This window comes from Paenibacillus sp. MZ04-78.2, assembly GCF_024213375.1.
GTDB lineage: Bacteria > Bacillota > Bacilli > Paenibacillales > NBRC-103111 > Paenibacillus_G.
The window spans coordinates 133953-155399 of sequence record NZ_JANAVJ010000006.1; the positions used below are offsets into that span (position 1 = coordinate 133953).

At 53.4% G+C, this 21447-nt stretch carries 22 protein-coding genes; 7 read left to right on the forward strand and 15 right to left on the reverse strand.

Annotation, left to right across the window (positions count from 1 at the left end; all coding sequences use genetic code 11):
* Positions 1-19 precede the first annotated feature (19 nt).
* On the reverse strand, positions 20-922 hold the full coding sequence (locus NLX71_RS07290) for a LysR family transcriptional regulator (RefSeq protein WP_254362903.1): 903 nt from the start codon (positions 920-922) through the stop codon (positions 20-22).
* A gap of 109 nt (positions 923-1031) precedes the next feature.
* Here NLX71_RS07290 and NLX71_RS07295 point away from each other — a divergent pair, with 109 nt between their 5' ends.
* On the forward strand, positions 1032-1403 hold the full coding sequence (locus NLX71_RS07295; protein WP_254362825.1) for a CidA/LrgA family holin-like protein: 372 nt from the start codon (positions 1032-1034) through the stop codon (positions 1401-1403).
* A complete protein-coding gene (locus NLX71_RS07300) occupies positions 1400-2080 on the forward strand; it encodes an LrgB family protein (protein ID WP_254362826.1) in 681 nt (226 codons plus the stop codon). Before NLX71_RS07295 ends, NLX71_RS07300 begins: the two co-directional genes overlap by 4 nt.
* Positions 2081-2183: 103 nt before the next feature.
* Here the strand turns inward: NLX71_RS07300 and NLX71_RS07305 are convergent, their stop codons facing one another.
* Positions 2184-2444 (reverse strand): YqkE family protein, encoded by a 261-nt coding sequence (locus NLX71_RS07305; RefSeq protein ID WP_254362827.1) that lies wholly within the window; start codon positions 2442-2444, stop codon positions 2184-2186.
* Positions 2445-2641: 197 nt separating this feature from the next.
* The gene (locus tag NLX71_RS07310; RefSeq protein WP_254362828.1) at positions 2642-3070 is read right to left on the reverse strand and encodes a DUF1284 domain-containing protein; all 429 of its coding nucleotides are present in this window, start codon (positions 3068-3070) and stop codon (positions 2642-2644) included.
* A gap of 178 nt (positions 3071-3248) precedes the next feature.
* Here NLX71_RS07310 and NLX71_RS07315 point away from each other — a divergent pair, with 178 nt between their 5' ends.
* Positions 3249-3710, forward strand: coding sequence for a hypothetical protein (locus NLX71_RS07315; protein WP_254362829.1), 462 nt, complete (start codon positions 3249-3251; stop codon positions 3708-3710).
* Between the two features lie 43 nt (positions 3711-3753).
* On the opposite strand, the gene NLX71_RS07320 is transcribed toward NLX71_RS07315, so the two are convergent.
* Together NLX71_RS07320 and NLX71_RS07325 are read right to left on the reverse strand one after the other, a co-directional pair.
* Entirely contained in the window at positions 3754-4539 is a 786-nt protein-coding gene (locus tag NLX71_RS07320) for a DUF4367 domain-containing protein (RefSeq protein WP_254362830.1), read from the reverse strand.
* Positions 4532-5104 (reverse strand): RNA polymerase sigma factor, encoded by a 573-nt coding sequence (locus NLX71_RS07325; protein WP_254362831.1) that lies wholly within the window; start codon positions 5102-5104, stop codon positions 4532-4534. Before NLX71_RS07325 ends, NLX71_RS07320 begins: the two co-directional genes overlap by 8 nt.
* Positions 5105-5394: 290 nt before the next feature.
* Between NLX71_RS07325 and NLX71_RS07330 the strand changes: the two genes are divergently transcribed.
* Positions 5395-5805: an AbrB/MazE/SpoVT family DNA-binding domain-containing protein gene (locus NLX71_RS07330; RefSeq protein ID WP_254362832.1), complete on the forward strand. Its 411-nt coding sequence runs from the start codon at positions 5395-5397 to the stop codon at positions 5803-5805.
* Positions 5806-5863: 58 nt separating this feature from the next.
* Here NLX71_RS07330 and NLX71_RS07335 read toward each other — a convergent pair whose 3' ends face one another.
* The 8 genes from NLX71_RS07335 to NLX71_RS07370 form a co-directional block, all read right to left on the reverse strand.
* Positions 5864-7636, reverse strand: coding sequence for a sensor histidine kinase (locus NLX71_RS07335; protein ID WP_254362833.1), 1773 nt, complete (start codon positions 7634-7636; stop codon positions 5864-5866).
* A 70-nt stretch (positions 7637-7706) separates the two neighbouring features.
* The gene (locus tag NLX71_RS07340; protein ID WP_254362834.1) at positions 7707-8510 is read right to left on the reverse strand and encodes a response regulator transcription factor; all 804 of its coding nucleotides are present in this window, start codon (positions 8508-8510) and stop codon (positions 7707-7709) included.
* Positions 8511-8593: 83 nt separating this feature from the next.
* The gene (locus NLX71_RS07345; RefSeq protein WP_254362835.1) at positions 8594-10255 is read right to left on the reverse strand and encodes an extracellular solute-binding protein; all 1662 of its coding nucleotides are present in this window, start codon (positions 10253-10255) and stop codon (positions 8594-8596) included.
* Between the two features lie 67 nt (positions 10256-10322).
* Positions 10323-11210, reverse strand: a complete 888-nt coding sequence (locus tag NLX71_RS07350; RefSeq protein WP_375377894.1) for a carbohydrate ABC transporter permease — start codon at positions 11208-11210, stop codon at positions 10323-10325.
* Positions 11211-11223: 13 nt separating this feature from the next.
* Complete coding sequence (locus NLX71_RS07355) at positions 11224-12087, reverse strand: ABC transporter permease (RefSeq protein WP_254362904.1); 864 nt, start codon at positions 12085-12087, stop codon at positions 11224-11226.
* Positions 12088-12494: 407 nt separating this feature from the next.
* Positions 12495-14150, reverse strand: a complete 1656-nt coding sequence (locus NLX71_RS07360; RefSeq protein ID WP_254362838.1) for a hypothetical protein — start codon at positions 14148-14150, stop codon at positions 12495-12497.
* Positions 14151-14153: 3 nt separating this feature from the next.
* Positions 14154-14942, reverse strand: coding sequence for an ABC transporter ATP-binding protein (locus NLX71_RS07365; RefSeq protein WP_254362906.1), 789 nt, complete (start codon positions 14940-14942; stop codon positions 14154-14156).
* A gap of 166 nt (positions 14943-15108) precedes the next feature.
* Positions 15109-15588, reverse strand: a complete 480-nt coding sequence (locus tag NLX71_RS07370) for a hypothetical protein (protein WP_254362840.1) — start codon at positions 15586-15588, stop codon at positions 15109-15111.
* 530 nt (positions 15589-16118) lie between these two features.
* On the opposite strand from NLX71_RS07370, the gene NLX71_RS07375 reads away from it, so the two are divergent.
* Positions 16119-17357 (forward strand): aminopeptidase, encoded by a 1239-nt coding sequence (locus NLX71_RS07375; RefSeq protein WP_254362842.1) that lies wholly within the window; start codon positions 16119-16121, stop codon positions 17355-17357.
* 64 nt (positions 17358-17421) lie between these two features.
* On the opposite strand, the gene NLX71_RS07380 is transcribed toward NLX71_RS07375, so the two are convergent.
* Positions 17422-18009 carry a thymidine kinase gene (locus tag NLX71_RS07380; protein ID WP_254362843.1) on the reverse strand — a complete coding sequence of 196 codons (588 nt, stop codon included), beginning with the start codon at positions 18007-18009 and terminating at the stop codon, positions 17422-17424.
* A 130-nt stretch (positions 18010-18139) separates the two neighbouring features.
* On the opposite strand from NLX71_RS07380, the gene NLX71_RS07385 reads away from it, so the two are divergent.
* Together NLX71_RS07385 and NLX71_RS07390 are read left to right on the forward strand one after the other, a co-directional pair.
* Positions 18140-18676 (forward strand): tubby C-terminal domain-like protein, encoded by a 537-nt coding sequence (locus NLX71_RS07385; RefSeq protein ID WP_254362845.1) that lies wholly within the window; start codon positions 18140-18142, stop codon positions 18674-18676.
* A gap of 117 nt (positions 18677-18793) precedes the next feature.
* Positions 18794-19252 (forward strand): GNAT family N-acetyltransferase, encoded by a 459-nt coding sequence (locus NLX71_RS07390; protein WP_254362847.1) that lies wholly within the window; start codon positions 18794-18796, stop codon positions 19250-19252.
* A 74-nt stretch (positions 19253-19326) separates the two neighbouring features.
* Here NLX71_RS07390 and NLX71_RS07395 read toward each other — a convergent pair whose 3' ends face one another.
* A complete protein-coding gene (locus tag NLX71_RS07395; protein WP_254362849.1) occupies positions 19327-21159 on the reverse strand; it encodes a PAS domain-containing sensor histidine kinase in 1833 nt (610 codons plus the stop codon).
* Between the last annotated feature and the right edge of the window lie 288 nt (positions 21160-21447).

Sequence of the window (21447 nt, forward strand, 5' to 3'; positions counted from 1 at the left end):
ACCCCTTCCGAAAATGGATTTAAAGCGACGGTCTGCCTTGGTTCGTCAAATGCGCCTTCGAGAAGCGGACCCACTCCCGTGCGGCAAACGACAGATAGCGGTCCTTCCGCCAAATCATGCCCAGATGCCATGGAATGGCCGGATCGGTCAGCGTGACCGTGGCGACGCGGTTCGGGTCGAGCATGCCGCAGATGCTTTCGGGCAGCAGGGCGACGCCCATCCCCGCGGCGACCATTTCATAGATAAAATCCCACTGCGAGCTTTCGTACCAGATTCGGGGCCGGAATCCGACGCCGTCGCAAGCCTCGATAATCCGCTCGTGCAGCGCAAAGTCTTCCCGGAACAAAATGAAAGCCTCGTCCCGCAGCTCGGCCAGCCGGACTTCCTTCCTGCCCGCCAACGGATGGGAAGGAGGGAGCACGGCCCGCAAGCGTTCGTTTACGAACGAGTACGATTCGAAGACTTCCTCGTCCACCGGCAAAAGCACCACGCCGACGTCCAGTGTGCCGTCCTCCACCTTTTCCGCCAGCTTGACTGAGCCGTCCTCCTCCAACTGGATGGTCAGCCCCGGATACGTGTCGCGAAACCGGCTCAAAATGCCGGGGAAAAACCTCGCGCCCACCATCGGCGGCAGTCCGATCCGGATATGCCCTTTTTTGAAATTCGTCAAATCGCCGAGCTGCAGCTCCAAATGCTTGAACGAACGGACGATATCCTGCGCCTGATCGGCAATAAGCTGGCCGGCGTCGGTCAGCTCAAGCGTTTTGCCGGAGCGGACAAAGAGCGGGACGCCCAGCTCCTCTTCCAGATTTTTGATTGCTTTGCTGATGGTGGGCTGAGAAATGTGCAGCGCCTCGGCCGCTTTGGTAAAGCCGCTGCGGCGGATGATCTCCAGCACATACTCCAACTGCCGGATATCGATGCGCGGACACCTCCTTTACATAGACAATAGGAATGAAAGAAATTCGATATATTCATTTTACCTATGAAAAAAAGGGGTGTAAACTTTGGATGGAAAGGAGCTGTGCATTATGGCGGCTTTTGTGAAAACTTTGGGGCAGGTGCTCTTTTTTGTCCTCGTTTCGCGGCTGTTGAGTGGGCTGGCGGCTCTGCTTCATTTGCCGGTTCCGGGGAGCATTCTTGGAATCGTTCTGGTCTTTGTGCTGCTTCAACTGAAAATTATCCGGATCGAATGGATCGATCTGGGAGCCAAGTGGCTTTTGGCGGAAATGCTGCTGTTCTTCATCCCTGCGGCGGTCGGGATGGTTCAATATCAGGCGCTGCTGCGGGATTACGGCTTGCCGATTATGCTCGTGCTGGTGTGCAGCCTTGTCGTCGTCATGCTCTCGGCAGGGCTTATGGCGCAAGCGATTGTGAAGCGGAAGGAGCGGACCCCATCATGACCTGGCTGTCGCTTGGCTTGCTGCTCTTCACCATAGCCGTTTATTATGGCATAAAAAGCTTGTACCGCAGGAGAGCTAAAATCTACCTGTCGCCGCTGCTGCTGACACCGGCGGTTGTCATCGTCCTGCTGGTGCAAGGGGACATTCCTTACGAAACTTACAACGCCGGGGCGCATTGGCTTACGGATATGATCGGACCCGCGACAATTGCCTTGGCCGTGCCGCTCTATAAAAATATGGCGCTGCTGCGCAAACATGCCGTGGAAATTATGGCCAGCGTGCTGGTCGGCTCCGCGGCGGGAATCGCGACTTCGGTGTGGATCGCCAAGGGGCTGCACCTCGACGTGAAGATCATCGACGGTCTGGTGCTGCGTTCCACGACAACGCCGATTGCCATCGCCATCACGGATATGATCGGGGGCATCCCCGCGATGACGGCGCTGTTCGTGCTGGTCACGGGCTTGCTCGGCACGGTCGTCGGACCGATGCTTATCCGGCTGTTCCGCATCCGCAGCGGGGTAGCGCAGGGCGTGCTGCTCGGAACGAGCGCTCATACGGCCGGGACGACGACGGCGTTCGAGTTCGGCGCCGTCTCCGGTACGGTGTCGAGCATTTCCATGCTCGTGACCGCGCTTCTGGCGCTGGTCGTTATCCCTTGGCTGGTCCATCTCCTGTAAGGCTGCCGGAGTAATATGCCGAATTCAAGTTCTCCACAGGACAAAATAAAACCTCCAGGATCACGTCTGACCGTGATTTTGGAGGTTTTATCGTTCTTACCGCTTACTTATACTTCTTCCAGTCCGTGCCGCTGTTGTTCAGCAAATACTCGAAGTCGTTGTCCAGCCGCTTCTGCTCGGCCTTGCGGGCCGCTTCCGCCTGCTTTCTGGCTTCCTCGCGTTGAATCTCAGCTTCGGCCTTCATTTGATCCGCCTGCGCTTTCAGCTTGTTGACGACGTCCGGATTCAACAAATCCTTCAGCGTAGCGGGTTTGTCTTGGGAAGCGGCGCTCGAAGGAGCCGCCGGCTTGTTTTTCTTCGCCATGGCACTCACCTTTCGCGTTAATTTTCGAACAAATACAGCTTGCCGTTCTCCGGCGTGCCGAACCAAGCCGACTTTCATTTCCGCTCCAACCATCCTTGCCTGTAAAAGTCCGTCTCTTTATCATACCTCGGAATGGCCGGGAAGTTAAAGGGCCAGTTTCCCTATATCGATTTTATCTGCCTCTGCGGCCGTGTCGGTTACCGACTGGCGACCGGGGGCAGCGGCTCACCGCTGCGGATCAGGCGGACCCCGTCCTTGCAGACGCCGTAACGCTCCCAAGGACAGGTCGCGCACAGCAGGCCGATGTCGTCCGGACGCATGGTCGCGGAGACGGCGGCGCAGATGTCCGCCCACGTCATCGCGGTCCCGGTATGCAGTCCAAGCTTGTCCAGCACGCGGGCGTCCCGGTCGTCTACGTTATGGTCGTCGCAATGCGGGGGCTGGTCCTTGGGATACGCGCTGCAGATGTCGTCGGGCCCTTCGACAAGCTCGATTCGGGTGTCCGGCTGCTTCCGGAGCGATTCGTATACGACCGTCATATTGTCGCAAAACGAATCGGAGTACCCCATTCCACGGTACCCGAGCAGGCAAAGTAAATGATGGCCGCGGAGCCGGATGCTATTCATAGACCTCTCTCCATTTTCGCATGGATATGCAGATTGTTAACTGATTATACCATAAATGCTCGCTTAGCTTCGCGCCCGCCGAATGATTGTTGAAGCCAACAGGTTTGAAAATAAAACGTTAGATTTTGGATAGATAAGGCGTTAAGGATAATGAATCGAATTTTAGGGGGAATTAATTTTGAGAGCATTGGCTGCAAAAACGGTAATCATGGCTGTACTTGCGATTGCCCTTGCCATTCCCGGACAAGCTATGGCGGCTAAAACACCGCCACCGCCGGAAGTTGGCATTCTATTTACCCGGTTTGACCCCAATCATAAATACCTCGAAAACGGTAACGCTTACATAAGTTATAGCGGGGAAGGGAAGGCAAGTACATGGGGGGAAACGATTGCGACTCGCAGAGTGAATACAGTCGGGTTACAGTTGGTTTTACAGCGTTGGACGGGAAGCGAATGGATTGACGTGTACACAGGAGACAAAACGGAAATGAGCAATTCATCGCGGACGAATACGACCATCGACAATTTGTCCGTTTCGAGCGGCTATTATTATCGGGTGAAATCGTTCCATTGGATTACTTACGGTAGTACAAATGAAGATGGTTCTCGTTATTCCTCCGTTTTGCTCATTCCGGATTAAAAAAAATAAGCGAATAGGGGGGTTCTACCCCCTTGTTCGCTATTCACTGCAATGATGCTCCAATCTTTAGAATGTCCTCTTTGGCGATGGGACCGGAGATATAGATTTTAATTCGGTCTTTCGTCAGCCATTCCAAGCTGGTTATGCCGCCATTACGATCCACGAATAAGACCGCCGGATGTTCTCCCACAAAAACGTCAAAAAATTCCCCCGAATCGCTATGAATGTCCGTTTTAATCGCCCCCGTTTTCCCTTCGATTTTTCGTTGACTGATCTTTAACAGCTCTCCATCTTCATTGAGGTATTCAAAGTAGGCATCATGATACGCTCCGTCCGCTTCCTTTGTGATGAACACGGCATCTAACCTGAATTTTTCAGGTACGTAAGATGGAGTCAAGAGAGGGAAGGCCATTTTATTTTTTGCTTCTTCCAGGCTGGTTTTCTCGGGAGCGAAGCTGCTGCCGGGACGATTCGAAACAGGCCGTTTTTCTTCCGGAGGCGCCGTTGTTTTCGCGTTTGCCGCTTCCTGACTCGGCGGAGCCTCATAAAAAATTTCAATAATATTGCCCTGAACCTTTTTCAGCAGCGAGGCAATTTGCGCGTAGGATGTAGAGAGATCGTTATTCAGAAAAAAGCTAATGACAAAGGAACAGGCGATAATCGCCGCGGTGAGCTTCATGCGTCGGACCAACATTTTACGGCGGCCGATCTTTTTTAGCTTGTGCTGCACTTGCTGCCAGGATGCCGAGCCGTTGGGGATTTCTACGCCGGCATGGTTGCGTTTTAACATTTCCTTCAGATTGTGATCATCATGGTTTAAATTACGCATCTTGATCAACCCATTTTCTTGAGAAATAATAAAACAGTTTCTTGCGGGCTCTCGTTAGGATTTGTGCGAGGGCTTGTTCTGATATCTGTAATTCCTGTGCGATTTCACGGTATGATTTTTCTTCGATGTAAAACAAAAGCAGCACATGCCGGTATTTGATATTCAACTGATTGAGGGCTTCATGGAGCATTTCGTCCCGGATTTTTTCTTCCACCTGATCAGCTATGGTACGTTCTTCGGTTGGAGAAAAGTGTTCATTGTCTTTAACGAGCTGCAGGTCGGATACATGCCGATATTTTTTGTTTTTTTTAAAACTATCGTAAGCCGTGTTCCGGGCGACTTTCTTGAGCCAAGCTTTCATATTTGAAGTATTTTTCAGCTTTGACGCTTTTTCTATTACTTTTAAGAATGATTCTTGTACTACATCTTCAGCTAAGGCATGATCCCTGAACAGAAAGTATATGTCGTGATAGATCAGTTCCCGAAAAGAATGATAGATCAATTCTTGAGATGAGTTGTCCAGGTGATGGAAATCGTTGCGTAAGAACGTGAGCCATTGCTCCATTTATATTCCTCCAACACCATTCTCTTATATGCAATTGTTAAACCGAGCATTTTGTATATTTTTTTCTTTTTTTGCGGATTTTTTTTGTCAAGTTTGTTCTTGATAGATCGTTATATGTAATAGGAATCGTGTCTTGATGGATGATGTACGGATTGATGAGATGGTGAAGAAGGGGTATCCTTCACTTCTATAACGGAAAGGAACTCCGAAAGCTGACGATGGTATTTTTATCCTTATTATAGCAGAATTTGCAATGGATAAGCTTATTCTAGTTATGGGAGTTTGGGAATATGAGAAAAACGGGCATCGTCCGACATGTGGACCATCTGGGACGTCTTAATCTGCCGATTGAACTACAGCGAACTTTGAGTATAGGATTTGGTGATGCAATTGAATTTTTTGTCGATGACGAAAAAAAGCAGGTGCTGATCCGGAAGTACCGAGCGGAGGAATGCATTTTTTGTTCCTCCACGGAGCGGCTTGTCTTTTTTCGCGGACGGTTTATCTGCTGGGCCTGTTTAAAGACGTTGCCCGGGAACAATGAACCGCTGGCTGGAATGAAGCGAAAACGGAATAAGGACACGCGGCTCCTCCTGGCTTCGGTGATGAAACAGTATCCATCGGCTTCGCAAACCGAATGGGGTCATATGATCGGCGTATCGCAGGGCTGGATCAGCCAACTGCTCAAGCAATTGAAATAAGCTTCCCGATACGGGAAGCTTATTCTTGCCGCACATGGAGCGATATTGTTCAGCATCCTCACGCCTCCCCCGGACGTCGTCCGGCATCCAGCTCCGCCCGGCTGGACACGTATGGCGCCGTCCGCGGCACGCACGGCAGCCGGATCGTCACCGACGTCCCGATGCCCAGCTTGCTGTAGATGCTCACGCCGTACGGCTGGCCGTAATGCAGCTCGATCCGTTGGTGAACGTTGCGGATGCCGTACCCGGCTTCTTCGCCGTCGTCGAACTGCGAGATGCGCCGCAGCGTCTCCGGCGTCATGCCGACGCCGTCATCGATGATGCGGAACTCGATGTCGTCGCCGATGCGGCGTCCGGTAACCCGGATATGCACCCGGTCGCCGGTCCAGGCATGCTTCAGCACATTTTCCAAAAACGGCTGCAAAATCAGCTTGACCATCTCGTAGCGCAGCAGCTCCGGTTCAATCTCGAACAGGACGTCCAGTCGGTCGGTGTACTTCACCTTTTGAATATCGAGATAAGCCTTTGCTTGCTCCAGCTCGTTCGCTACCGGAATAATCGTGCGTCCTTCGTTGAGCGAAAGCCGATAGAACAACGCCAGATTGCTGACCATCCGGTGCAACTGCTCGACTTGCCCGAACTTGGCCAGCAAGCTGATCGAAGACAGCGTATTGTACAGAAAATGCGGATTGATCTGCGCCTGCAGCGATTCCAGCTCAGCTTCTTTCTTCTTGATGCTGGCTACGTACACCTGTTGGATCAGCCCGTCGATATGCTCTGCCATCGTGTTGATGGATTGCGAGATCGCCAAGAACTCGTCCTTTCCCTTGAAGCGTATCCGCTTATGGAAGCTGCCGTGGCGGAACGAATCAAGCACCTTCACAATGTGCGACACCCGCTTGGAGAAGTAGCGGGACAGGAACCCGCCCACGCCCAGAAAGAGCAGGAAGCTGGCCGATCCGATGACGGCGGTCAGCACCTTCACTTTCTTCGCATCCTTCTCGACCCATTCCTTCGGAATGCTGGCCACGAGCTTCCAGTCCAAATCTTGGAACGGCTCCGTTATCGTCAAATATTGGCTTTCCCCGACTTGGGCAATCCGGTCGGTCGTCCAGGCGCCCCGCTCGAGCAAAATTTGCCCTTGTCCGTCCTCAATCCGAACCGACGTGCCTTCCCCGAAGTCCGGAGAGACGGTCTCGAACATCTCGGTCAGCTTCACGGTGAGCCGCATGAATCCGAAATCCAACTGGCGGTTGAAGGAAGCCGTATCCACGAGCCGCCGCAGGAGCGAAATATTGCCGAACTCGGCATCCCGGTCGATCTGCCGCCATTGCATGGTCATCCCGTAACGCTCCGGGGGAAAGTCCTTATACCACGAGTTGTCGGCGATCCGCTTCAAATACATCATGTTATAGCTCTTGCCGGCATAGAGCAGCGGGTCCGAATCGTTATAAAACGAATAAATTTCAGGCAACGTTTCGTTGCGTAAGTAAACGACGAGCCAGATGCGGTGGTTCGTCGCCTTGATGACGCTGTCGAACTTGGGTTCCAAATACTGCGTCACCGACTCGTAGCCGTAGTAGCCTTCATTCAATCTTCTCAGCCGGGAAGCGACAGTCTCGTCGTAATAGATCATATCCGACAGACGAACCGTATCCTTCATCCGGTACTCGATATTGTCCTTCATCTGGCGCAGCGCCGCCTGAACGTTCTCGCTCGTCTGCTTGCGGACCGAATCCACGAAGATCCAATTGGCAAAATAACCGAACAAGATGACGTGAACCAAGGTAAGCAGCATATAGGACAGCATCAGCTTGTACCCGAAGGGCATATACCGTGCTTCCGGTCCGGAAGCGGCAGCGTGATTTCGCCGGGATCGACGGAGCATGGACCGGATTCGACTATTGGCCATTGCGGAATTCCAGCGGGGTCATCCGGTACGTTTCCTTGAATTGCTTGCTGAAATAAGGCATATAGCGGTAACCGACCTGATGAGCGACCTCATAAATGCGCAGCTTCGGATCGCGGAGCAGTTCCCCGGCCTTTTCCATACGCAGCGTGACAAGATATTCATGGAACGTCTGACCCGTCGCTTCCTTGAAGATTTGCCCCAGGTAATTCGGCGAGAACGAGAATTGATCCGCCACTTCCTTCAGCGTGAGCGGCTGATCCAGCCCGCTGCGTATCATGCCGATCATTTCTTGAATCAGCTTCCCGTTTTTGCCCATCCCATCCGCGGCCTTGCCGTCGATAGCTGCGGATGGGGCGGGCCTTGCGCCGCCCGACAGCATCTGCCGGACCTCATACTCTGCTTGCTCGCGCTTGCGGGCGTCATCCAGATCGCGCCGAATACGCTCGAGCGATTGAATGAGCTCGTCCTCGTTCATCGGCTTCAGCACGTAGCTGTAAGCTTGCAAGCTCAAGGCTTCCTTCACATACTGAAAATCTCTGTAACCGCTGACAAAAACGATCCGCACGTCGTGGAAACGCTCCTTCACACGTTTCGCCAGCTCAAGACCGGACATGTTGGGCATATTGACGTCGGTGACCAGCACATCGATCTTCTGGGTCTCGATCAGCTCACAAGCGGAGAACCCGTTCGTCACGGCGCCCACAATCTCCATCCCGAGCGACTCCCAGGGAATAAACGTCTTCATTCCTTCCAGATCCAGCGTCTCATCGTCTGCGATCAGCACTTTGTACATGTCGGTCCTCCTCTGCCTTGGATCTTCGCATGAAATGGAAAAGCAGGTGCGCCGGTAGCGCACCCTGCCTTGTCCGCATGTCCTTATTTCTTCTTCATTTTCTCTTCATTTTCCTTCCAGCGCTTCGTCAAATATTCGTTGAGCTTGTCGACGCCGAGCGTTTTCGCGTCCTTCTCGCCTTTGTCGATGATTTCAATCACTTCTTGCTCGCTTTTGGCGAGAATCGCTTGGGCGCGGATTTTCTTATACAATTCGATCCAGCGCTCGCGAATGATCCCTTCGGGGCTATCCTGCGGCGGCTCGATCCCGCGAAGCGTTGTCAGGTCCATATGCGTCTTCCAGGTGATGGCATCCTGGTATCTCGTTTCCCAGGAACGCTTCTCTTCCGGCAAGGAAAGCTCGGCCTTCACTTTGATTTTGTCGTTGTACGTCGAGTTACCGACGATTTGAAGGTCGGTCGTCGCGTTCATGTTCTTCGTGCGTTCCGCCGGATCGCTGAAAAATTTGTCCGTCAAGTTCGGCAAGCCCTCGCTGTCCAGACCTTTCCAGTACTGACCTTCCGGACCCCACGCGATTAAGCGCATGCCCTCCGGACTGGTCATCCAGTCCAGCGCCGCAAAAATTTTCTCCGGGTCCTTTGCCGTCGTCGTAATCGCTGCGGCGTTCCAGCCCAGCCGGTCGTAGTGGGCCACTTTAATTTTGTTTTTGTCCAGTCCCGGCTTATGAATCGGCCAGATCATGAAGTAACCGGCATTCGGATCGGACTTGGTCAGCTCGGCATTCGCTTTGGAAGCGTAGTCGGTAGCGGTAATGTCGGCGTATACGGCGACGCGGCCTGTATTGAGCTTTTCGCGGACCTGATCGACCGTTTGCGTCAGCGCGTCCTGCGTCATCAGCTTCTCGCGGTGCAGCTTGTTGACGAAGGTCATCGTCTCCTTGTACACCGGATCGGCGAAGAGCGACGTGAACTTGCCGTCCTTCGGCACGGCGCGCAGCGTTCCCGCGTAGCTCGCCGGGTTATTTTCCGCGAAGGCGGAGAACAGCAGATCGACGCCTTTGCCTTCTTTGGCCTGGCCTGGCTCGAACGGAATGATGTTCGGGTACTTCTCCTTGACGAGCTTCAAGTAATTGTACAGGTCGTCGGTCGTCTCCAGCCTCGGCTTGCCGAGCTCTTCGTAAATTTTCTTGTTTACAACGTAACCGGCGTTGCCTGTCGGCTTGTTCGTGTACCAGTTCGGGAACATATACAGCTTGCCGTCTTTGGCGCGCAGCATGTTCAGAATTTCGTCGCCTGCCCACTTTTTCAAGTTCGGGTATTTGTCCAGATACGGGTCAAGCGGCACGAGGACACCGTTCTCGCGCAGCCGCTCGAACTTGTCGCGGTCGCCCCAGATGACGTCCGGCAGGTCCTTGCTCACGATCATCGTGCTTAGCTTGGCTTCCGCGTTACCACCGGCGTTGATAGCCGTAATGTTGATTTTATACTGCTCTTGAATGTGCTTGGAGAACGCGTCTTTGCCCCAAGGAGGCATCGTATACCAGCTGTAATTGCCGAAGAACGTGAAGCTTACCGGCTCGCTGCCGACTTTCCACGGCTCCGACGACGATGCGGCCGGCGTCTGCGTCCCGGACGCCGCTTTGTTGTCGGCGGGAGCGCTGCCTCCGCCGGAGCAGCCGGAGATGACCGTGCCTAGCGCCATGACGGCTGCCAGCGGCCCCATTCCTTTTTTGACCCAATTGTTCATTGTGTGTATAGCCCCTTTCCCATTGTAAATTCAAGCTATGCTTAAAGCGATGCGCTTTGAAGCCGGACTATTCTTTCAGGGAGCCGACAAGCACGCCCTTGACGAAATACCGCTGCAAGAACGGATAGACGAGAATGATCGGAACCGTCGTGACCATCATGGTAGCCATGGTAAGCGACTTGGTCGTGTACGATTGCCGCTTGGCGAGAAAGCTTTGGGCCGCCGAATCCTGCGTCATCTCGGAAGCGATATTGGAATCGAGCGTCTGCTTCAGCAGCGCCTGAACCGGCAGCAGGTCCTGATTGTTGATGTAGATGGACGCGACGAACCAGTCGTTCCAGTGCGTGACGGCCGTGAACAGCGAGAGCGTGGCGACGACCGGGCCGGACAGCGGCAGCACGACGCGCAGGAACGTGCCCCAATAGCCGCAGCCGTCAATCCGCGCCGCATCTTCGAGACCGGCCGGAATTTGGCGGAAGAACGTGCGGAAGATGATCATGCTCCATACGCTGATGATCGACGGAATGACGAATACCCAGAACGAATCGAACAGGCCGAGACTGCGAATCAGCAGGTAGGTCGGAATCAAACCGCCGCCGAAATAAAGCGTGATGATGGAGAACGTCATGTAATAGCCCCGGCCGATCAACTCCTTGCGGGACATGCCGTAGGCTAAGAGGGACGTCGCCGCGATCGTCAGGAAGGTGCCGACGAGCGTACGGGCGATGGATACGCCGAAGCCTTTCAATATTTTAACGTCTTTTAACACAACTTGGTAATTTTCCAAGGTAAAGGCTCTGGGCCAGAACGTAATGCCGCCGAGACTCGTATCCGAACCGAGGTTGAACGAGATGACGGCGGCGTTCCAGAACGGATAAAACGTTACGAAGGCCAGAAAGAACAGCGCAATATGGATAAAGACGCTAAAGACGCGATCCTCCAATGCCAGTTTCATCAATACATCCTCCTTACCACAAGCTGTTGCCGGTTTTTCTCGCGAGATAGTTCGCAAGAGTCAGCAGTCCGACGCTCACGATGGCCTTAAACAAGCCGACGGCTGTCGCGAACGAATAGCGGTTTAACGTAATCCCCATCCGGTACACATACGTGTCCAGAACCTCCGATACGTCGCGCAGCGCCGGATTGACGCCCAGCAGCAGCAAGTCCTCGAAGCCCGCGTTCAGCAAGTTGCCGATAGCCAGAATGGAGAAAATCATCACGACCGGCAAGATGCATGGAAACGTTATCAAATAGGTCATGCGAAAACGGCTTGCTCCGTCGATAGCAGCGGATTCGTACAGATGGGGATCGATGGAAGCGATTGCAGCCAAGTATACGATAGAGGCAAAGCCAATCTCCTTCCATACGTTCGTCGAGACGAGAATCGTCCAGAAATATTCCGTAACCGACAAGTAAGGAATCGGTTCGTCGATGATTCCGAGATTTTGCAGCAAAATGTTTACGCTTCCATTATCGGTCGAAAGCAGGGAGATCACGAAGTTGGCGACGATGACCCAAGACAGAAAATACGGCAAGTAGCTGACCGTCTGCACGAAGCGCTTGAAGAGCATATTTTTGACTTCGTTCAGCAGAATCGCCAGAACGATCGGTGCCGGAAACCCGATAGCCAGCTTCAGGAAGCTGATGACAATGGTGTTTCGCATCACGACCCCAAGCTCGGGCGCTTGGAAGAAATCGATGAAATGCTTGAAGCCGACCCACGGGCTGGCTGCGAATCCTTTAAACACCGAGAAATCCTGAAATGCGATGATCACACCGTACATCGGGAAATAGCTGAACACTAAGACCAAGACGAGCGCGGGCAGCACCATAAGCTGCAAATCCCATTGCTGGAGCCAGGCCGCGACTTTTGTCTTCCCCGGCTTTGCCGCCGGACGACCCTCAGGGACCGCTGTCGCGGTTTCTTTCAAGCCGACCACCCTTTCTTGTAGATGATTGTCGATCTGTCTTTATCTTAAAAGGGATACGATGCGCGCGGCTACTTGCCTAATCAATGAAATGTTATATAAATCAATGATCAGGAACGATTTACTTCCGTTATGAGAAGCTTGGAGGGGAGAGGGCGGCGGGGAACAAAAAAACAGCGGTCTCCCCGGGAACCGAATCGTCCCGGCGGGAGACCGCTGTTTTGACGCGTAGCATGACCCATTGTTCACGCAGTAGCGGCAGCAGGAGCAAAAGCAGAAGAACCTCCCAATCGACGAATTCTAGCCTATATTCATCCCTTGTCCCGTAAAGTATCCCACGAGATGGCAAACCCTTTCCACCAGACCACGGCATTCAGCACGACCAGCAGCGCCATATACGCGTAGACCCCGCCGGTGACGAACGTGCTGGCCAGATGAACGCCCGCGAACAGAGCGAGGAGCAGCAGAAGCAGCAGGACAACGAGGCCGTCATTATGCTTTACCGCTTCGAAAGACTCCGAGAACGGCAGCGCCTTGCGGAAAGTTCGGAAGCAAATGACCGTGTACAGCAGCGCGCTCAGCGCGACGACGATTAAATCCGGAACGATGCGCACCCCGAACAGCGCGATAAAAATAACGCTCTCGATCAGGTACACGGGCATAAACAGCCTGACGAGGAACGCTTTGATCGTCCCCCGGAAAATTGGCGCCAGATTTGACAGCGGCGTCGTTTTGTAGATCCAGGCGCCCTTGGGCTTGCCGGAATAACGCAGCATCGTGACGGCGGTCGGAATGAGCAGCGCGCAGAAATAAATATTCAGATACCACTGGCTCGCTGCAATCTCGCTTAAGGACTGGTTCCGCAGCACGTTGAAAAAGAAAATGAACGGAAACACGATCGAGAAGCCCAGCGAAGGATAGACCTTGAGCTTAAATTCCCTTTCGTTGCCCATCATCAGCGAGCCGAACCGGAAAAAGATGCGCTCCTCCCGTCCGGAACAAATGAGTCTGGAAACAACATCCAGCCATCTGCCACGCTCCCTGCCTTTTTTCGCATTGTTGTTCGCCAGCTTCTGCAAGCTGCGCTCGAAGAAGGGCACCAGCCTCGTGTAGAGCAGAATCGAAACAATCGGCGTGACGAACGCCAGCAGCGTAAATACGATGAAATGCAGGTCCGCCTGACCGCGCAGCAGCCATTCGAACGGCGCGCCAAACCACAAGGGAGGGAGGAAGACCTGCCACCATTTCGGTTCGAACGCGATGTGAAGCTGCATGAGGTCAAACGACCGTCCAACGAACTGATAGCCAATGGTAATCGCGATGGTCAGGATGATCTGCACGTTGTTGATCATGTCCTTCAGCTTTTCCCCATCGAAAAACTTCAGAATCAGCATGTACAAAAAGGCCGTCACAACGACAATCAGCACGTCCGTCAGCACGATTTCGACCACAAACAAGAGAAAAAACAAAACGCCATGCTTGACCAATGCCGCAATCATCGGCGCAGCGCAGAGCGCTACGGTCAAAAAGAACAAATAAAGCAAAATATGCAGCGTCTTCGCCATGCCGATCGTCCGCCGGTTGACCGGCTTCGAGGCGATAATGTTCCGGTCCCGGATATCGAGCAGCACGGCAGAAAAGTCTGAAATCAGGGAAGTCATGACCAGGAACATCAGCAGGCCGAACAAAAAGCTCATCTGGAACATATAGTTGTCGCCCATGACGACGAAGGGGACCATAATCAGCCCCATCAAGGCATACAGGCCAAGGGACTTCACGAAATTGTTCTGATCGCCCGTCTCATGCCCGTTCTTTTTGGCGGACTGATTGAAAATGGTAGGCGTCCGCCGTCCGTCCATCGTCAGCTTGACCTGCAAAATTTTACGCATCAGCGGGTAATCGACGCCCTGCCTCTCGAACAGGGGCCTGAACCGGTCCAGCACCTTAAGTGATACGAATTCCCTCATCGCCTACACCTCTTGCACAACGGAGACGAACCGTTCCGCAATCTCTCTATGCTCATGGAAGCCCGTCAACCGGTTGAAGATTTCTTCGAGCGATCCTTCCCGGCTCTGCGCCTTCAGCTCGTCGAAGCTTCCATCCGCCACGATCTCGCCGCCGTCCAGCAGCACGATGCGGTTGCTGATCTTTTCGACCACATCCATAATGTGCGAGGAATAGAAGATCGTCTTGCCCTTCGCGGCCAGTTGCGCCAAAATTTCTTTCACCACCATGACGCTGTTCGCATCCAGCCCGCTCAAGGGCTCGTCCAAAAACAAAATGTCCGGGTTGTGCAGCAGGCTGGAGATGAGCAGCACCTTTTGGCGCATGCCTTTGGAATACGAAGCGATCCGCGCGTTATACGCGTCTTCCAGCCCGAACAGATCGATCAGCCGTTTGGCTTTCCATTCCGCCTGCTCGTCCTCCAGTCCGTACAAATTGCCGATAAAGGTCAAATATTCTTTCGCCGTCAGGGCGTCGTACACTTCGGCCGTTTCGGGCACATACCCGATCCGCTGCTTATAGTCCAAGCTGCCGTCCGAGATGTCCCTGCCGAAAATACGGATTTCTCCGGTGTAGCCCTCCACGAGGCCGAGCATCGTTTTGATCGTGGTGCTTTTGCCCGCGCCGTTCGGCCCGATATATCCGATGATTTGTCCCGGATATACTTCAAGATCGATTCCTCTGAGCACGTAGCGGTCTCCGTACGTCATTCGCAAGCCGCGAATGGACAGGATCGCTTCTCTTGCGGTTTCCATCAGCACACCTCTCATCCCTGGAACTCCAATCGAAAATAAAGAAGCATGGCCGTTTCCAGGCTTCGGCCGGTTCGGTCATGCAATCCCATTTTATGCCACGGTCCAGTACAAGTCAATCCGCAGCAGCGGGCTTATGGAAAAATGTTCAAGACGCTATAGTAGGGGCTCATTTGGGCGAGTCCTCCCCCGATTTTCCACCGTTGCCATTTCCGTTAAACAGCGCCTCCGTCAGCGTCCGCAGCTTATCCATCAGCTTGCCGTAGCCGAATCCGACGAGAAACGCAATGCCGATCTTCGCTTCCATCGAGGCGCCGGTCTGGAGCAGCATAATGCCGCTCTTGAACAGGACGATCGTCATCATGGCCGCCCCGGCGCACTTGATCGGACGAAGCAGGTACCACCAGTACCAGCGCGGGGTCATGCTGTCGTAATACTCGAAAAACAAGCGCATGGCGTACATGGTGCCTCCGATGGCTCCGGCAAGCGCATAGTAAGCGTACTCCGAGACAGGGGGAAGAAGCTCAATCCCCAGCCATTGCGTGATACGGCCGCCGCGGATGGCGCCTGTCATCCAGAAGCTTCCGACGAACCAAGCGAGCAGATAAACGAGCACTCCGAGCTTGAATCCGTGTTCCCGGGTCATCATGGCTCCCGCCCCTTTCGCTTGCATCCTTCTTCTAGTTCAACCTATGCGCCGTCCGGGAAAATGATGAAATACCGGATATATCGCGTTGTTTCTGACTTCGCTGTTTCTGATGACCTCGTTTAAAGCAACCGGCAAGCGAGACATGCTGCTGCTGGCGGTATTAAGGCGCTGGTCCGAGCCGCCGATCTCGTGCGATTAATTGACCGCTTGTTGGCGGAGTGGGCATTACGTACGTTTTCATGTATGGCTGCCGGGCGGATCGGAGACACTACGGGCGAATCCCAAATCCCGGAAGGAGGCGTCCCAATGTCCCGAGACAATGCCAACAACAACGGCAAAAAGTCGCAGCCCGGCAACAACCGAGACTCGGAAGTAGCGGAGTCCAAAACGAAAAAATAACGGGAATCCGCAGCCAGCCGTTCGCGGCTGGTTTTTTTCGGTTTATTTTGGTATACACCATTTGGTAAAGTACGGCGTAAACCGTTATACTGGGAACGTAGGACAACCTTTCATTAGTTGGAGGAATTTTAATGAGCACATTTGCCCATAAAATGGAAAAATATGCAACGCTGGCTGTTCGAGTAGGCGCCAATGTCCAACAGGGACAAACGGTGGTCGTCATGGCTCAAGTCGCCGCTGCGGAGCTGGTGCGACTTGTCGCCGTCAAGGCTTATGAGGCTGGCGCGAAGAATGTCATAGTGGAGTGGAACGACGAAGAACTGACGCGGATCAAATACAAGATGGCGCCGATGGAAGCATTCCACGAATTTCCGATGTGGAAGGCACAGGGCTTGCAGGAGCTGGCGGAGAACGATGCGGCCTTTATTCAATTTTACGGACCGAATCCCGACCTGCTCAAGGACGTCGACCCGGAGCGGGTCTCTACGGCGAACAAAACGAGCTCTATCGCATTGAAAGGGTACCGCAGCCAACTGATGGCGCACCGCACGTCCTGGACGATGATGGCTTACGCAACACCCGAATGGGCGTCGAAAATATTTCCCGATCTTTCGCCGGAGGCCGCTCTCGATGCATTGTGGGAGCGTATTTTCGAAGCGACCCGCGTGAATGCGGACGACCCGGTCGCAGCTTGGAAGGAGCACAATGCCCGCCTGGCCCGGACTGTGAGTTACTTGAATGGGAAACGGTACAAGCAGCTCGTATACGAAGCGTCGGGTACGAGCCTGACCGTGGACCTGCCGGAGAAGCACCTCTGGCTCGGCGGCGCGAAAGAGAATGCCAAGGACGTTCTCTTCAACCCGAACCTGCCTACGGAGGAAGTGTTCACGATGCCCCGGCAGGACGGCGTCAACGGCGTCGTTCGCAGCACGAAGCCGCTTAATTATGGGGGCCAGTTGATCGAAGGGTTCTGTCTGACGTTCAAGGACGGCAAAGTCGTCGATTTCTCGGCGGACAAAGGCTACGAGATGCTGAAGCGGCTGCTCGATACGGACGAGGGAGCGCGCAAGCTTGGCGAGGTCGCCTTAGTTCCGCACGAATCGCCGATCTCCAACACGAATCTGATCTTCTACAACACGCTGTTTGACGAGAACGCATCAAGCCATTTCGCCCTCGGACAAGCGTATCCGGTCAATCTGGACGGCGGCACGGAAATGAAGGAAGAGGAATTGTCCCGGCACGGGGTGAACAGCAGTCTTGTGCACGTCGATTTCATGATCGGCTCGGCCGACATGAACATCGACGGGATTACGCAGGACGGCGTACGGGAGCCGGTATTCCGCTCCGGCAACTGGGCGCTGCCCGTCTAAAAAAAGCAAAACGGAGCCAGGCGCCGAGGCGTTTCGCTCCGTTTTTGTATTCCGTTGATCGACTTTATTCCGGTGAATGGGGTTGCGTTTGGTTCTTTTGCATGGAGTAGCATTTGCGGCATACCGGCAAATAGCTTTCGTTGCCGCCGATTTGAATCTGCGCGCCCTCAAATACAGGCTTGCCGTCGGCAAGGCGCATATTCATCGTCGCTTTGCGGTCGCAGTACCAGCAGACCGTCTTAATTTCCTCGATTTTGTCCGCCAGCGCCAACAGATGATAGCTGCCCTCGAACAGTTGGCCGAGAAAATCCGCCCGCAGCCCGTAAGCAATGACGGGAATGCCCAGCGTATCCGCAATTTCCGTAAGCTGCAGCACCTGCTGCTTGTTCAGAAACTGCGCTTCGTCGATCAGAATGCAGTTCGGCCGCTCAGCCGCCGCCATTCCGATCATGTCGAGGCTGTCGTCAATGACGATGCCGTCCTTCTTCATCCCGATGCGAGAAGCGACGACGCCGACCTCGTCCCGGTTATCGACCGCAGGGGTGAAGAGCAGCACTTTCTTTCCTTGCTCCTCGTAATTGTGTGCGACGCGCAGTACTTCGATCGACTTGCCGCTGTTCATCGTTCCGTAACGAAAATATAGCTTGGCCACGCCTCTAGTCCGCCTCTCCCTGAGAAATCATGAAGATTATCATAGCACAAGTTGAGGGGGAGGTACAGGTATCGATCCGAGGATTATTCATCCAGATACAAGTTATAATGTAAAATTATAGTGGAAAAAGATGAAAGGAGTTCGTATGATTTATAGAGCAAAATTGCCGCTACTCAGAGTAAGCACCTCGCCAATTATACTCAGGGATGAAATGGGGAATGATGTTGGCGAGATGAGGCGGTATTATTCTACAAAAAAGCAAAGGTTCTTGAATTTTATATTCGACAACATCATTAATAATGTTCATGTGTTTGACCAAGAGGGAAATTTATACGCCGATATTCAAGAAATAAATACACTGAAGACCTTGATTCGAGAAAAGTGGAATGTCCGGTTAAGAGAAGAAAGTTTTGTCTGCGAAACGCGAACAAAAATCAGAACACACCCGCAATTTTATTACGAAAAAAGGAATGCCAAGGTTTGGATTAAGAGGGATTTTGCTGACAGCGTCACCCGATTCTTCGTTGACCAAAACGTGGTGGCCCGCGTCAATATTGAAGGATTTCTCCCCCCAAAATCTTGTCATCTTACCTTTGAAATCCTCGATCCTCGATTTGATATTTATGAAGTGGCGTCTTTATATTATTTGCTCAACCTAAAATATTAAAGCCCAAGTGGTTTGTTTGACTGGACTGAAAAAACGGCTTATATCCGAATCCTCCCTACGCTTCCGGCGGCGCTTCCCGTATGATGGGTCTATAGACTAACGCGAGGAGGAAGCGCTGTGAGGAACGCACCGGCGGTAAGACTCGAAGCCATTGCTCAGGACAACTGGGAGGATTGCGTGAAGCTGGAGGTGAAAGAGGAGCAGCGGAAGATGGTGGCTCCCAACTGGTATTCGATTATTCAGGCCGCCTACGACAAAACGTACACGCCGCTTTCCATTTATCACGAAGACACGATGGTCGGCTTTTTCATGTACGGTAAGGACCCGGAAGACGAACTATACTGGATCGTGCGGCTGATGATCGACAAAAGGTTTCAAGGCCGGGGCTACGGCGAGGCTGCGATCCGGCTGGGCCTGGAGCTGATCGAGCGTCTGGAGGATTGTAGCCCCGAGATCGTCATCAGCTATGTGCCCGACAATGAAGCGGCTGGGAAGCTGTACGAGCGCGTCGGTTTCGTGCCGACCGGACGGATCGTCGAAGGGGAGACGGAAGCGAGATACAAGGTATTGAGATGATTATGCCGGACGTTCGCGCACAAAAAGGCTCCCTTAGTAAAGGAGCCTTTGCTTGTGGCAGGTTCTTACATGCTTTAAACCAGTAACGTAACCGTCACGGTCGTTCCCACGCCGGCTTCGCTTGCGATGGCCATGCGGCCTTTGTGCTCGGTGACGATTTTTTGGCTTACCATCAGACCGAGGCCCGAGCCGTTTTCTTTCGTCGTATAGAAAGGCTCGCTGATCCGCTGGAGCAGCTCGGCGGGAATGCCTTCGCCCTCGTCCAGGAAGGTGACCGCGAGCGTGCCCGGCTCGGCCAAGGCCGCCACAATCTCCACGGTTCCGCCCAGCGGCATCGCTTCGACGGCGTTTTTTACGATATTGATGAACAGCTGCTTCAATTGATTCTCTTCACAGCGAACCGCAGGCAGGTCCGCTTTGATCCGCGTCTTGAAATGGACGCTGTTCAAATTCGCTTGCGCTTCCAGGAGTGAGAGGACATCGGCGAGAATGGGGCCAATTTGCTTATAATGGAAGATGGCCGCTCTTGGCTTAGCCAGAAGCAGCATTTCGCTGATGATGTGCTCGATGCGCGTGAGCTCCGACGACATGATGTCCAAGTACTGCTCCTTGTAATGTCCGGCCGTCTTCATAAACTGCGTAAAACCTTTCAGCGAGGTCAGCGGGTTGCGGATTTCATGGGCAATGCCGACGGCGAGCTGCCCGGCGACCGACAGCTTCTCCGAGTTGCGCAGCAGCTCCTCGGTAGCCTTGCTCTCGCTGATATCCCGCCCGATAATACAAACCCCGGTAATGTCCTGATCCTTGCCAACAACGGGGGAGATCGTGAAGCTCATATCGAGCGGCGTGCCATCCTTCCGCTTGCGCTTCGTTTCGTAGCTGGAGACTTGCTTGCCTTGCAGCGCTTTGCGGAACAGCAGCTCCGACTCGATCCACAGCTCCTCCGGCACGTTCGGCGGACGCTCGCCGATCAGCTCCGCTTCGCTATAACCGAACAAGTCGATGAACGCTTTGTTCACCTTGGTCAGCCGGAGGTCCGCGTCGAGAATCGCAATGGTGTCCGCAGCATGCTCAATCATGGAATCAAGCTGCTGCTTGGTCGCACGGAGCGTCTCTTCCTGCTCCTTGTGCCGGGTAATATCCCGGATAAAGACGGACAAGCCGGGCTTGCACGGATAGCAGCTGACTTCCAGCCATTTTTTGACCAATGGATAATAATCCTGAAAAAAGACGGGGACCGCTTCCTCTATCGCCCTCAAGCATGCTTTGTAAAAACCCGCGCCAAGCCACTCCGGCGCCGTGCCCCGAATGCCGTGTCCGAGCAGTTCCTCCCGCCTGAACTGCAAGAGCTGCTCGGCGTTCCGGTTCACATAGACGAGCTCTCCGCTTCGATTCAGCATCATATAGGCGTCAGCAAACGTCTCAAGCAGGGACGTCATGCGGATGAGCGATTCCTGAAGCGCACTTTCGGCAACTTTTTGTGCGGTGATATTCTGGGTTTGCATATATATGTAAGCTGGTCCGCCGCTGCCGTCCTTCAGTTCGACCGCATAAACGCTCATCCATAAGGCTTGTCCGTCCGCGCTAAGCCAGCGTATCTCGGTTTCGTAACGGGAGAGCTGGCCTGATACGAGCTGGCTCATATGGTGCATGCACAGGAGAAGCTCCCCGGGATGAACCAAGGTCTGAAGATTCATCCGCTCCAGTTCTTCCGTCCTGTAACCGAGCTTCTTGGCGAGCGTTTCGCTGGCCATCAGCAGGTTGCAGTCCTGATCGAGCAGAAGGGAGCCGGTGTGGGGGCTGGCGAAGCTTTTCAGCGCCAGATCGACAAACATTCGTGAAAAAGCCCCATCCGCTTTGGTTTTCAATTGCTCCGGGACGAGTGGCGATGCGAGCAAATCATTCATGAATGAGACTCCCTCCACTTTTTTTGGCTGAAAGTTAACATTCGTCAAAAATGAACACAATCCCTTTTTTTTGCAAGTCCCGTTTTTTTTACAGATCTTAGCCGAGAAAGCCCTTGCCTTTAGGCATGGGATGAATCGGCTTAGGACAAGGGCTGTCTTTAGACAGCTTCATTGTCCTACATTGTTTCATGTTGTTGCAGTTTTTAGGTTTAAACTGACGCAATCGGTGTATGGGATAACAATATAGAAGAACGACAACAACCGTATCACTCATCAACTATCATTTTG